This is a genomic window from Microbacterium sp. oral taxon 186 str. F0373 (genome assembly GCF_000411455.1).
Classification (GTDB): domain Bacteria; phylum Actinomycetota; class Actinomycetes; order Actinomycetales; family Microbacteriaceae; genus Microbacterium.
Window position 1 is genome coordinate 641941 of sequence record NZ_KE150457.1, and the last position, 13130, is coordinate 655070.

Sequence of the window (13130 nt, forward strand, 5' to 3'; positions counted from 1 at the left end):
GGATCGTGTCCCTTCGCGAGAGCTCCGTGGCCGTCACCGACCCGGAGACGGATCTCGCGCAGCACGACGGGGGCGGCGTCACGCCGCCCCCGTCCACGCCGCGCCGCCGTCCCCGTGGGCTGGGCTGGGCCGGGAGATTCGAGATCGCGGTGCTCGTCGGCCCCGCGCTGCTCATGTTCCTCGGCTTCGTCATCTTCCCCGTGGCGATGGCGGCGTACTACGGCTTCTTCCGGTGGCAGGGCTACGGCACGCCCACCGACTTCGTCGGACTCCAGAACTACCTGACGATCCTCACCGACCCGACCTTCATCGAGGCCCTCGGCCACAACGGGTTCATCGTGATCGCCTCGATCGTGCTGCAGGGGCCGGTCGCCGTGCTGCTGGCCCTGCTGCTGAACCGCCGGATGCGGGGACAGTCCCTCATCCGCGTGCTGATCTTCGTCCCCTACGTCATCGCCGAGGTCGTCGTCGGCACCGGCTTCAGCCTCACGCTCCAGACGCAGGGCGCCCTGAACGGGCTGCTGGAGAGCTGGGGGCTCGGCGCATTCGCGCACGACTGGATCGCCGATCCGTCGATCGCCATCTGGACACTGATGGCCATCCTGACCTGGAAGTACGTCGGGTTCGCCGTGATCCTCTTCCTCGCGGGGCTCCAGGGCATCCCCGAGGAGCTGTACGAGGCCGCGGCCCTCGACGGCGCCGGGTACTGGCAGACGCACTGGCGCATCACGCTGCCGCTGCTGGCGCCGACGCTGCGCATCTGGGCGTTCCTGTCGATCATCGGAGCGCTCCAGCTGTTCGACCTCGTCTACATCATCTGGGGCCAGTACGTGGCCTCGACCGCAGGCACCTCCACGATGGCGACCTACATGGTCGTCAACGGCCGCAACGCCGGCAACTTCGGCTTCGGCAACGCCGTCGCCGTCGTCATCTTCGCCATCTCACTCATCGTCGCCCTGATCTACCAGCGCTTCGTCCTGCGTCGCGACGCGGCCGGCGCCATCACCGAAGGGAAGAAGACCCGATGAGCGCGCTCACCGTCGACACCCCCGCCTCCACCGCCACTCTGGCCACTGCGAGCCGCCACAGCCGCGGTCCGCGCCGTGCGAAGGAGCGCCTGCCCTGGGGCAGCCCCCTCGTCTACTTCATCGCACTCGTCGTCATCGCGCTGATGCTCGCGCCCGTGCTGTACATCATCATCGGCGGCTTCCGCAGCAACTCGCAGATCACGGTCGACCCTGCCGGCTGGCCGGATCCGTGGAACGCGCAGAACTACCTCAACGTGCTCACCGGCCCGCAGTTCTGGCGCCAGGTGCTCAACTCGGTCATCGCCGCCACCGCGACCACGGCGGGCGTGGTCGCCCTGGGCATGATGGCGAGCTACGTCATCGCCCGCTACCCGTTCCGGGGCCGCGGCGTGCTCTACGCCCTGTTCGCGGCGGGACTCATGTTCCCGATCACCGTCGCGATCACGCCGCTGTACATCGTCATCCGCAACCTCGGGCTGATGAACTCCCTCGCGGGCATCATCCTGCCGCAGATCGCGTTCGCGCTGCCGACGACGATCATCATCCTCGTGCCGTTCCTGCGGGCGATCCCGGACGAGATCCAGGAAGCCGCGTTCATCGACGGCTGCAGTCGATTGGGCTTCTTCTGGCGGATGGTACTGCCCTTGTCGGTGCCCGGCGTCATCACGGTCGGCATCCTCGCGTTCATCGGCAGCTGGAACAGCTACCTGCTCCCCCTGTTTATCCTCAACAACGAGGCGAGCTTCACGCTGCCTCTGGGCGTGCAGGCCTTCTCCTCCCAGTACTCGGTCGACACCGCCAAGGTGCTGGCTTTCACCTCACTGTCGATGCTCCCCGCACTGCTGTTCTTCAGCCTGTTCGAGCGTCGCATCGTCGGCGGCCTCACGGGCGCCGTGAAGGGCTGATCCGTATGACGATCTCCGATTCCCCCCTCCACCAGCCGCTCGCCGAGCCGGTCTCCCCCCGGGTGGCCGCGCTCATGGCCGCGATGACCGTCGAGCAGAAGGTGGCGCAGCTGACCGGTTTCTGGGTCGACCAGGGCGACGAGGTGGTCGCGCCGATGGCCGGCGAGATGCTGGCCGGCGAAGCGACGCCCTCCGACCGCTACGAGCAGGCGTCGGCACACGGCCTCGGCCACCTCACGCGCGTCTACGGCACGAGGCCCGTGGATGCCGCGGAACGCGCGGCCTGGCTGTGGAACGAGCAGCGCCGTCTCGCCGCGGCATCCGGTCACGGCATTCGCGCGATCGTTCACGAGGAGTCGCTGACGGGGCTCGCGGCCTGGAGAGCGGCGACGTTCCCGACGCCCCTGGCGTGGGGCGCGGCGTTCGACCCCGAGCTCGTCGAGAGGATGGGACGTCTCATCGGCGAATCGATGCGAGAACTCGGCGCGCACCAGACCCTCGCCCCCGTGCTCGATGTCATCCGCGATCCCCGCTGGGGGCGTGTCGACGAGTGCATCTCGGAGGATCCCTACGCGGTGGCGACGATCGCCACCGCCTACGTGCGCGGCATCCAGGATGCCGGGGTGCACGCGACCCTGAAGCACTTCGTCGGCTACTCGGCCTCGCAGGCGGGCCGCAACCACGCGCCCGTCCACGCCGGTCCGCGAGAGCTGGCCGACGTGTTCCTGCCGCCGTTCGAGATGGCGGTGCGCGACGGCGGCGCACGCTCGGTGATGAACTCCTACACCGACATCGACGGCGTTCCGGTGGCCTCGGACCCGCGGCTGCTGACCGACCTGCTGCGCGGAACGTGGGGCTTCGACGGCGTGGTCGTCTCGGACTACTTCGCGATCGCCTTCCTCGAGACGATGCACGCCGTCGCCGCCGACCGTACCGAGGCGGCACGCCTGGCGCTGACCGCCGGCATCGACGTCGAGCTGCCCAGCGGCGACGCCTACGCCGCGCCCTTGCTCGCCGGGCTGCGCGACGGCCGCATCGACGAGGCGCTCGTCGATCGGGCGCTTGCCCGCGTGCTCGCGCAGAAGGAGGAGCTGGGTCTGCTCGATCCCGACGAGAGCGAACCTCCGACCGCGATCGACCTCGACTCGCCGGCGCACCGTGAGGTCGCGCGCGAGCTCGCGGAGCGCTCGCTCGTGCTGCTGTCGAACGACGGCACGCTGCCGCTGGCCACCGGCACGGCCGGTCCGGCACGCATCGCGGTGATCGGCCCGAACGGCCACGACGCCTCGGCGTTGATGGGCTGCTACTCGTTCGCCAACCACGTGCTGGCCCATCACCCGGGAACACCGTACGGCTTCGCGATCCCGACGGTCGCCGAGGCGCTGCGCGCAGAGCTGCCCGACGCCGCGATCGTCTCCGTCGCGGGCTGCGAGGTCGAGGGCGACGACCGCTCGTGCTTCGGCGCGGCGGTGGATGCCGCGGCGTCCGCCGACGCGGCGATCGTCGTCGTCGGCGATCGCGCCGGCCTGTTCGGACGCGGCACCGTGGGCGAGGGCAACGACGCAGAGAGCCTGGAGCTGCCGGGCGTGCAGCGAGAGCTCGTCGACGCCGTGGTCGCCACGGGCACGCCGGTCGTCCTGGTCGTCGTGACCGGGCGGCCCTACGCCCTCGCGTGGGCTCTGGATGCAGACGCCGACGCGCGGCCACGAGCGGTGGTGCAGGCGTTCTTCCCGGGCGAGGAGGGCGGAGTGGCGATCGCGCGGATGCTGTCCGGAGCGGTCTCACCCTCGGGCCGACTGCCCGTCTCGCTGCCGCGTTCGGCCGGCGCACAGCCGTTCTCGTACCTGCATCCGATCCTGGGCGGCAACAGCGATGTGACCAGCGCCGACAGCGCGCCGGTGCGTCCGTTCGGGTTCGGACTCGGCTACACGACGTTCACCCGTACCGACCTGTCGGCGCCGGCCGAGGTCGATGCCGGCGGCGTTCTGCCGGTGAGCGTCACGGTGACCAACACCGGCTCCCGCCCCGGCACCGAGATCGTGCAGCTGTACGCGCACGACGTGCACGCCAGCGTCGTCCGACCGGTCGCCCAGCTGCTCGGATACGCCCGGGTCACGCTCGCGGCGGGAGCGAGCGCGCGCGTGCACTTAGAGGTTCCGACCGCACGCCTGGCGTTCACCGACCGGCGCGGCATCCGCATCGTCGAGCCCGGCCGCGTCGATCTCTGGGTCGGGGAGTCGGTGGCCGACCGCGAGAGCGTCGCAACCGTCACCCTCACCGGAGACGTGCACCCGGTCACGGCCGCCGATGCCCGCATCGTGGGGACACACGTCGAGTAGCGGTCTTTCGCCTCTTCCGCCACTCGATCAGACGGCCCGCCCCTTTCCCGGGGCGGGCCGTTTTTCCGTGCGGTCAGTCGAGAGCGAGCTCGACGGTCGCGAAGGCGTGCGGCGGCAGATCGACGCGCAGGACACCCGCCTCCACCGTGGCCTCCAACGGCACCGGGCGCACCGTGTCGGGCGCCTGCGGGGTGTTGTGCGCCGCGGCATCCGGTCCGGTCAGCACGCGGGCGCGCACGACCCTGGCGTTGCGACCGCGGAGGTCGATCTCGACGGGTAGCGCGTCGTCGACGCCGACGTGCGTGAGCGAGACGAGCACGGCGCCGTCCTTCGTGGATGCCGAGAGCGACAGCGCCGGCAGCTGCGCATCGTCGATACCGACGGCGGGCGTGCTCACGACGTGCGCCGGCAGCGCCATCGCGTCATGGTGCCCCACGTTCATCTCGTACACGTGGTAGGTCGGAGTCAGCACGAGGCCGCCATCGTCGTCGGTCAGGATCATCGCCTGCAGCACATTGAGCGTCTGAGCGATGTTCGCCATGCGCAGCCGCGCGGCGTGGCGGTGGAACACGTCGAAGTGGATGCCGGCGACCAGCGCATCGCGCACCGTGTTCTGCTGGAAGAGGAAGCCGGGGTTGGTCCCCGGCTCCACGCTCCACCAGGTGCCCCATTCATCGCAGACGAGGTCGATGGTGCGCTCGGGGTCGTAGGCGTCCATGACGGCTTCGTGCGCGCGGATCACGCGCTCGATCTCGTAGGCCTTGCCGATCGTGCGTACGTATTCGTCGCGCGAGAACGCCGTCGCCGACTCCTTCTGGATGCCGGTGCCGGCGTGCGTGTAGTAGTGGAACGAGATCGCCTGGAACGGCGAGCGCTGCGGGTCGGGGGCGTTCGTCGACATCGCCGATGCCATGAGCGCGTGCGTCCAGCGCACGTCGTCGTCGGCGGCGCCGGCCGCGATGCGGGTGAGGGTGTTGCCGTCGTGCTCCCTGCAGAAGGTCGCGTAGCGCCGGGCGAGCGAGGTGTAGTACTCCGGCGTCATGTGGCCCCCGCATCCCCAGGCCTCGTTGCCGAGACCCCAGAACGGCACCCGCCACGGCTCGTCGCGACCGTTCGCACGGCGCAGGCGCGCCATGGGGCTGTCGCCGGAACGGGTGAGATATTCGACCCACTCGCTCATCTCCTGCACGGTGCCGCTGCCGACGTTGCCGTTGACGTAGGGCTCGGCGCCGAGCATGTCGCAGAGGTCCATGAACTCGTGCGTGCCGAAGGCGTTGTTCTCGACGACATCCCCCCAGTTGGTGTTGACCATCGTCGGGCGCTCATCGCGCGGACCGATCCCGTCGCGCCAGTGGTACTCGTCGGCGAAGCATCCGCCAGGCCAGCGCAGGTTCGGGACGTGGAGGCGGCGGAGGGCGTCGACGACGTCGAGGCGGATGCCGCGCTCGTTCGGGATCGGCGAGTGCTCCCCCACCCAGAAGCCGCCGTAGATGCACCGCCCGAGGTGCTCGGCGAAGTGCCCGTAGAGGTGACGGCTGATCTGCGGACCCGTGACGTCGAGGTCGACGGCGGCGCGAGCGATGGTCATGAGGGCTCCCGTTCTGCGGCTGCTCCGCCGCCCTCTCATCCTTCCACTAATATGTTTCATATGACAACAAATATGGATCTCGCCGCCTTGATCGACCAGGATGACGACGTTCGCGCGCTGTTCGCCGGCGACGGGATCCGCTACCGCGCCTCGGCATCCCTGCCCGATCTCACCTGGCGCGCGCAGTCGATGTGCGCGCACATCAACCGCATCTTCTTCGACGATCCGGCCGAGGCCCTGCGCCTGTTCCACGAGCTGGTCCCGGGCGCGGGCGACGGCATCGACTTCCGCCCGCCCCTCAACCTCGACTACGGCGTCGGCCTGACGATCGGCGAGCGCACCTTCATCAACAAGGACTTCCTCGTCGTGGGCGGCGGCTACATCACGATCGGCGCCGACTGCCTCATCGGCCCGCGGTGCAGCATCTACACCCCCAACCACGCCGAAGACCCGGCTCTGCGCCGCGAGGGCTGGGAGCGCGCATCGGCCGTCACGATCGGCGACAACGTCTGGCTCGGCGGATCGGTCACGATCCTGCCGGGTGTGACGATCGGCAGCGACAGCATCATCGGCGCCGGATCGGTCGTCACCCGCGACATCCCCGCCGGCGTGGTCGCGGTCGGCAACCCGTGCCGCGTGGTCCGCGCGATCCGCGCCGAGCGCTGAGGTCGCGGCATCCCGCCCGGCGCGATCGCCGCGCCCCGCCGCACCCCGAAGAGGTGTCGCCATCCGCGCACTCGCCGCCTCAGAACCCACCGCACGCGACACCGATTCCGCAACCCCCAGAAATCGGGGGCGCGAACCGCGACATCCCTGCCGGTGTGAGCGCAGAACGTGACACCGATCCGGCGGCGAGCACCCGCCGCCGCCCCGCCCCGCCCCGCCGCGTCAGCGCAACGAGAGCTGGTCGTCGAGGTAGTTGGCCAGCGGCCGTCGCGCACCGGCCGCGGTCCACGTGACCAGCGGGATGCCGTCGACCAGCGCCAGCGGCCCCGACACGGCACCGCGGCGCACCGCGTCGAGGTCGATCTCCGCCGCACCCAGGTGCAGCACCTCGCCGTCGACGAACCCGCCACGCGCCGCCGCGGCCGCACGCTCCGAACGGGCGCGCTGCGCCTCCGCCGTGTAGCCGCGGACCGCCTCGGCGCGGGCGCGGAGGATCTCACCGGTGGCGTACACCTCGGCATCCGCGATGAGGAGCACGCCGACGTGCCACGCCTCGCCGACCGGCACGATCCGCGGAGCGCGCCCGAAGCCGAGCAGCCGCCGGCTGTGGGCCCAGTCACCCAGACGTTCGCGCGGCGATCCCGCCAGACGCCGGCGGGCGTCGGCGAGCACGGTGTCGAGCAGGTCGGCGCCGGCGGCGAGCTCGTCGGTCATCGCGGGCCGGGGCGCACGGTCAGGTCGCTGATGACCGCGTCACGCGGAAGATCGAGCGCCGTGAGCACGGCTGTGACCACCGACGCCGGGTGGATCCAGCGGTCGGGGTCGTAGGCCGCCCCCTCCTGCGCGTGCACCTCGGCCTGCATCGGGGTGGCGGTACGGCCGGGATACACGGTCGTCACGCGCACGCCGTGCTCGGCTTCCTCGCCGCGGAGGGCATCGGCGAGGGCCTTCAGCCCATGCTTGGATGCCGCGTACGCCGCCCAGCGGGGATGCGCCGTGAGACCGGCACCGGAGTTGACGAACACCACCTGCCCGCGAGCCGCACGCAGCCGCGGCAGCAGCAGCCGGGTGAGCTCGGCGGGTGCGGTGAGGTTCACGGCCAGCTGACTCTCCCAGGCCGACACCGGCAGGTCGCCCACGCGGCCGAGCTCGACGATGCCCGCGGCATGGATGACGCTGTCGATCCGGTCGGGGACGCCGTCGGCATCCTGCACCGCGTCCGCGATCGTCGCGGGATGCGCGAGGTCGGCGACCACCGTGACGCTGCCGGGGAACGCGTGCGCCACATCGTCGGCGCGGGCGGCATCGCGCACGACGAGCACGAGACGGTCGCCGCGCCCCGCGAGGCGCTCAGCGATCAGGTTTCCGATGCCGGAGCCCGCTCCGGTGATCACGTGGGTGGCCATCTGACCATCCTTCCACCGCGAGCGCCCGCGCGCCCGCGGTGCCTCAGACGGGCTTGTCCTCCATGCCCCACGGCGAGCCGTAGCCGGCGGGCGCGGGCGCGGCGAGCAGGTCGAGGAACGGCTTCGCGTCGAAGGCCTCGGGACCGAGCACGCCGGTACCGGTCCAGACTCCCGTCGCGAGCAGCTCGAGCGCGATCACGGGGTTGATGGCGGTCTGCCAGACGACCGCCTGCGAACCGTACTCGCGCATGGTCTCGTCATTGTCGGCCACGTGGTACAGGTACGTCGAGCGCGGCCGGCCGTCGATGCCCGTGCCCGTCACCCACACGCCGGCGCACGTCTTGCCGCTCATCTTGTCGCCGATGGTCGCGGGGTCGGGAAGGCACGCGGCGACCACGTCGCGCGGCGAGACCTCCACGCCCTTGACGTTGACCTTCGCGGTGCTGTCCAGGCCGAGCTTGTGGAGGGTCTTCAGCACACCGATGAACTCGTCTCCCAGGCCGTACTTGAACGTGACGCGCTTCGCTTTCGTCCAGCGCGGCATGAGCAGTACCTCCTCATGCTCGACGTTGACGCACTCCACCGGCCCGATACCGTCGGGGAAGTCGAACACCTCCGGCTCGCTGAACGGCTCCGTCGTGTACCAGCCGCGGTCCTTCTCGTAGATGACCGGCGGGTTGAGGCACTCCTCGATCGTCGTCCAGATCGAGAACGACGGCGCGAAGTCGTAACCGGCCACGACGAGGTTCGCCCCGTCGCGCACACCGAGCTCGTCGATCTCGCTGAACAGGTGGTCTTCGGCGTAGCGCGCGAAGACGTCCGAGAGTCCCGGTTCGACGCCGATGCCGACGAGGGCGAGCTGTCCAGCATCCTTCCACTGCCCGTCCTTGGCGAACTGCTCGTCGCCGAGCTTGACGCCCGGCAGCGCGTGCGGCTGCTCCGGGTGGGGCGTCGACAGGCTCATCGCCATGTCGAGGTAGGTGGCGCCGGCGGCCAGTGCACCGTCGAAGATCGGCATGACGAAGCGGGGGTCGACCGCGTTGAGCACATGGGTGATGCCGTGCGCCTCGATCAGCCCCGCCACCGCATCGGCGCGGGACGCATCGACCTGAGCTGCCTCCACGCGGGGATCGGCCACCTCGTCGACGAGCGCCTGCGGGCGGGTCGGGTCGTAGTCGGCCACGACGAGCTTTTCGAAGAAGTCGCGGCGGACGGCGATGCGGACGGCGGCCGAGCCGACGCCACCGGCGCCGACGATGAGGATACGCATGGGGTTCCTTGTCGATCAGGGGGAGGTGGGGATGCCGAGGGGCGGCGGCGCTGTCAGATGCCGCCGTCGATGGAGCGGATGATGTCGCCGGGCTCCTCGGGCACGAGCACCGGGGTCTCCCGGTTCAGGGCGCGTCCTTGGAAGAACGGCTTCGAACGCGGGAACAGGTACCAGACGAACATCAGCACGACGCCGACAAGCAACGCCCCGATGCCGACAACGAAGGTCCCGCCGATGCCGAGCAGCACCGTGTTGCCGTAGTCGACGTCGAACATGTCGATGGCCGACTGCACGAAGGCGAAGGTCAGCATGAGGGCGCCCAGCAGCGGGAAGATGCCCTTGACCCAGAGCTCGCGCGCGGAGTTGCCGAGGTCGCGACGGAAGTACCAGACGCACGCGTACCCGGTGATCGCGTAGTAGAACGCGATCGCGAGCCCGAGGGAGGAGATCGAGTCCTGCAGGATGTTGTCGCTGATCAGCGTCATCCCGAGGTAGTAGCAGATCGCCACGGTGCCGCCGACGATCGTGGAGAACGACGGCGTCTTGTACACGGGGTGCACGTCCTTGAATCGCGCGGGCAAGGCCCGATAGACACCCATCGCGAGCGTGCCGCGGGCGGTCGGCAGGATGGTCGTCTGCGTGGAGGAGACCGCGGAGATCAGCACGGCGACCACCAGCAGCCAGCCCCACGGGCCGAGCAGGCCGTCTTTGATCGCGAGGAAGAAGTCGTCGGCGTTGTCGGGGTTGCCCAGGCCCGGGCCGTCCTCACCGAGGCCGGCGTACATCATGGCGGCGATGGTGACCGAGACGTAGGTGAACAGCAGGATGACGGTGGTCAGCAGCGCCGCCCGGCCCGGGATCCGCTTCGGATCCTTCGTTTCTTCGTTCAAGGCGAGGCACGAGTCCCAGCCCCAGTAGATGAACAGGGCGAGCAGCACCGCCTCGGTGAAGCCGTGATAGTCGGTGAACGCGAACGGGTTCAGCCAGTTCCAGTCGAACGGGGTGGGCGCGGGCGCGTTGCCGGCGAAGAACTCCCACAGCGCCGCGACCACGAAGATCGCGAGCGCGAGATACTGCACCCCGAGCAGCACGTTCTGGATGCGCTCGCCGATCTCGACACCGCGCCAGCTCACCCACGTCATGGAGGCGATGAACAGGACGGCGACGAAGATGATGCGCCAGTCGTTGTTCTCCAGGTTCATGCCGAACAGCGCCCAGAAGTAGATGGAGCCGATCTGGGCGAGGTTGGCGAGCACCACCATGCCGGCGATCGCGACGCCCCAGCCGCCCATCCAGCCCACCCACGGCCCGAAGGCCTTCGTCCCCCAGGTGAAGGTCGTGCCGCAGTCGGGGATCTTGTTGTTCAGCTCGCGATAGGCGAACGCCGTGAACAGCATCGGTACGAACGCGATGATGAAGGCGATCGGCGCCTGGGCCCCCACGGCGAGCACGACGAAGCCGAGCGTCGCGACGAGGGAGTAGACGGGGGCCGTCGAGGCCAGGCCGATGACGGTCGACCCCCAGAGTCCCAGTGTGCCGGCGGCGAGGCCCTTGCCGTCGCCGCGTTCCAGATGAATCGGTGTGGTGCTGCCGAAGTCGCTCATCGCTCTTCTCCGCCCTCGCAATGTCATGGGTGCACCGTCGTCCCCAGTGACGCGGTGAGGGAAGACTAGAACGCCCGGGTGCACCGGCGAATGTGACACAAGGGCGAATCTGCGAGCAGACTGTCGCCGCCGCGTCTATTCCATGTCAGTCGCGCACGGACTCGGCATCCACGAGCGCCGCCGCCGTCTCGAGGGCACGCGTCGCTTCCCGCGGCGACGGGCGCACGAGGGCGAACGCCGCGACGACGAGGCCGGTGACGGCGTCGGCGAGGCGTGCGTGCCGCTCATCGGATGCCGCCGGCAGCGCCGCCGCGATGCCGCGCGCGATCGCGTCGTGCAGTTCGCCGCGGTAGTCGTCGATGACGCGGGCCACCTCGGCGTCACGGGCGACGGGAGCACCCGCCGCGTTGATGAGCAGGCACCCGTGCTCGGCGGGCATCGAGCCGACGAGAGCGAACGCCTCGTGCAGGCCGTCGAGATAGCCCGCGAGCGCATCGGGGGCGACCGGTTCTGCCTGCAATGGAGCGAGGCGAGGACGCACGACCTCATCGAGATAGCTCTGCACGGCGGCGTCGAACAGTCCGCGCTTCGAATCGAACGCGTTGTAGATGCTGGAGCGGTTCAGACCGGTCGCGTTCTCGAGCCCCGCGATCGAGGCATCCTCGTACCCATGCTCCCAGAAGAACTGCCGGGCGGCGCGCACGACGGCGAGGCGGTCGAACTCTCGACTTCTGGCCACGGCATCCACCCCCCACTTTCTAAACCGGTCGTTTCAGTATATATTGAAACAGTCAGTTCAGAAACAGGAGGATTCCCATGGTCATCGTCGGTCTCGTGCTCGCCTCCCTCGCGGCACTCCTACACGTGTTCATCTTCTGGCTCGAGTCCTTCGCCTGGACCAGCCCGCGCGCCCGCGCCACCTTCGGCACGAGCGAAGCGGACGCACAGGCCACGCGCGAGATGGCGTACAACCAGGGCTTCTACAACCTGTTCCTCGCGATCCTCGTCGCCGTCGGCGTCGTGTTCTTCGCCACCGGCGCCACGGCTCCCGGCGCGGCCCTCGTCTTCGCCGGCGTCGGCTCGATGACCGCCGCGGCGCTCGTGCTGCTGCTCTCCAGCCCCGACAAGGCCGCCGCCGCGGTCAAGCAGGGCACCCTCCCCGCGCTCGGCATCGTCGCCCTCGCCATCGGCCTGCTGATCTGACCCACCCCCGACGCACACCCGACCCCATCCCCATCCGCATCCCACGAGGAGAACGAATGACAGACGCCACCAGCACTCAGATCCAGCTCGCCGCCCGCCCCGTCGGGTGGCCCACGCACGACGACTTCCACGTCGCGACGGTCACGTACGGCGCCCCCCAGGCCGGCGAGGTGCGCGTGCGCAACGAGTTCGTCTCCGTCGACCCCTACATGCGCGGTCGCATGAACGACACCCGCAGCTATGTCGCCCCCTACGCGCTCGGCGAGACCATCTCCGGCGGCGCGGTCGGGCGCGTGGTGGCCTCGGCATCCGACGACCTGCCGGTCGGCACGGTCGTGCTGCACCAGCACGGCTGGTCGGACGTCGTCCAGGCCGATGCCGCGACCTTCCGCGCCATCCCGGAGATTCCCGGGGTGCCGCTCTCGCTGAACCTGCACATCCTCGGTATGACCGGGCTCACCGCGTACGTCGGACTCACCGCCATCGCGCACCTCACGCCCGGCGACACCGTCTTCGTCTCCGGCGCGGCCGGCGCCGTCGGCACCGCCGTGGGCCAGATCGCCAAGCGCCTGGGCGCAGGGCGGGTCATCGGCTCGGCCGGAACGCCGGAGAAGGTCGCCCTCCTGACCGAGAAGTACGGCTACGACGCGGCGTTCAACTACAAGTCCGGAGATGTGCGCGCACTTCTCGCGGAGGCCGCGCCCGACGGCATCGACGTGTTCTTCGACAACGTCGGCGGCGACCACCTCGAGGCGGCGCTCGACGCCTTCAACGACGGCGGACGAGCAGCTCTGTGTGGTGCCATCACCGGCTACAACAGCACCGAGCGCCGGCCCGGTCCCGACAACATGTCGAACATGATCACGCGCGCCCTCACCATGCAGGGCTTCACGCTCGCCGCGTACCTGCACGTGGCCCCCGAGTTCCAGCAGAAGATGTCGGGCTGGTTCGCCGAGGGCGGCATCGTCTACGACGAGACGATCGTCGACGGCATCGAGAACACCGTCGATGCCTTCCTGTCCATGATGCGCGGCGCCAACACGGGAAAGATGCTCGTGCGCATCTGATCGCCCGCCCACCCGGGCAGACTCGCAGAATCGGGGTCGCGTTCTGTCGCCAGC

The 13130-nt window shown here is 69.7% G+C and carries 12 protein-coding genes; 6 read left to right on the forward strand and 6 right to left on the reverse strand.

Annotated features, from left to right (window positions below; genetic code table 11):
• The first annotated feature begins 26 nt into the window (after window positions 1–26).
• Genes HMPREF1529_RS02940 through HMPREF1529_RS02950 form a run of 3 tightly spaced genes read left to right on the forward strand, consistent with a single transcriptional unit; the run spans window position 27 to window position 4272 of the window.
• Entirely contained in the window at window positions 27–1028 is a 1002-nt protein-coding gene (locus HMPREF1529_RS02940; RefSeq protein ID WP_016463622.1) for a carbohydrate ABC transporter permease, read from the forward strand.
• Window positions 1025–1933: a carbohydrate ABC transporter permease gene (locus HMPREF1529_RS02945; protein ID WP_016463623.1), complete on the forward strand. Its 909-nt coding sequence runs from the start codon at window positions 1025–1027 to the stop codon at window positions 1931–1933. Before HMPREF1529_RS02940 ends, HMPREF1529_RS02945 begins: the two co-directional genes overlap by 4 nt.
• 5 nt (window positions 1934–1938) lie before the next feature.
• Complete coding sequence (locus HMPREF1529_RS02950; RefSeq protein WP_016463624.1) at window positions 1939–4272, forward strand: beta-glucosidase; 2334 nt, start codon at window positions 1939–1941, stop codon at window positions 4270–4272.
• A gap of 73 nt (window positions 4273–4345) precedes the next feature.
• Here the strand turns inward: HMPREF1529_RS02950 and HMPREF1529_RS02955 are convergent, their stop codons facing one another.
• A complete protein-coding gene (locus tag HMPREF1529_RS02955; protein WP_016463625.1) occupies window positions 4346–5860 on the reverse strand; it encodes an alpha-N-arabinofuranosidase in 1515 nt (504 codons plus the stop codon).
• Window positions 5861–5911: 51 nt separating this feature from the next.
• On the opposite strand from HMPREF1529_RS02955, the gene HMPREF1529_RS02960 reads away from it, so the two are divergent.
• Complete coding sequence (locus tag HMPREF1529_RS02960; RefSeq protein WP_016463626.1) at window positions 5912–6526, forward strand: sugar O-acetyltransferase; 615 nt, start codon at window positions 5912–5914, stop codon at window positions 6524–6526.
• Window positions 6527–6748: 222 nt separating this feature from the next.
• Here the strand turns inward: HMPREF1529_RS02960 and HMPREF1529_RS02965 are convergent, their stop codons facing one another.
• The 5 genes from HMPREF1529_RS02965 to HMPREF1529_RS02985 form a co-directional block, all read right to left on the reverse strand.
• A complete protein-coding gene (locus HMPREF1529_RS02965; RefSeq protein ID WP_016463627.1) occupies window positions 6749–7240 on the reverse strand; it encodes a hypothetical protein in 492 nt (163 codons plus the stop codon).
• Entirely contained in the window at window positions 7237–7932 is a 696-nt protein-coding gene (locus HMPREF1529_RS02970) for an SDR family oxidoreductase (RefSeq protein WP_016463628.1), read from the reverse strand. Before HMPREF1529_RS02970 ends, HMPREF1529_RS02965 begins: the two co-directional genes overlap by 4 nt.
• Before the next feature lie 43 nt (window positions 7933–7975).
• Window positions 7976–9202: a saccharopine dehydrogenase family protein gene (locus HMPREF1529_RS02975; protein WP_005050625.1), complete on the reverse strand. Its 1227-nt coding sequence runs from the start codon at window positions 9200–9202 to the stop codon at window positions 7976–7978.
• A 53-nt stretch (window positions 9203–9255) separates the two neighbouring features.
• The gene (locus HMPREF1529_RS02980; protein ID WP_005050626.1) at window positions 9256–10806 is read right to left on the reverse strand and encodes an APC family permease; all 1551 of its coding nucleotides are present in this window, start codon (window positions 10804–10806) and stop codon (window positions 9256–9258) included.
• A 145-nt stretch (window positions 10807–10951) separates the two neighbouring features.
• Window positions 10952–11545, reverse strand: a complete 594-nt coding sequence (locus HMPREF1529_RS02985) for a TetR/AcrR family transcriptional regulator (RefSeq protein ID WP_016463629.1) — start codon at window positions 11543–11545, stop codon at window positions 10952–10954.
• A gap of 77 nt (window positions 11546–11622) precedes the next feature.
• Here HMPREF1529_RS02985 and HMPREF1529_RS02990 point away from each other — a divergent pair, with 77 nt between their 5' ends.
• Together HMPREF1529_RS02990 and HMPREF1529_RS02995 are read left to right on the forward strand one after the other, a co-directional pair.
• Window positions 11623–12009, forward strand: coding sequence for a DUF1304 domain-containing protein (locus HMPREF1529_RS02990; RefSeq protein ID WP_016463630.1), 387 nt, complete (start codon window positions 11623–11625; stop codon window positions 12007–12009).
• Between the two features lie 56 nt (window positions 12010–12065).
• Window positions 12066–13076, forward strand: a complete 1011-nt coding sequence (locus HMPREF1529_RS02995) for an NADP-dependent oxidoreductase (protein WP_016463631.1) — start codon at window positions 12066–12068, stop codon at window positions 13074–13076.
• Window positions 13077–13130: the final 54 nt, after the last annotated feature.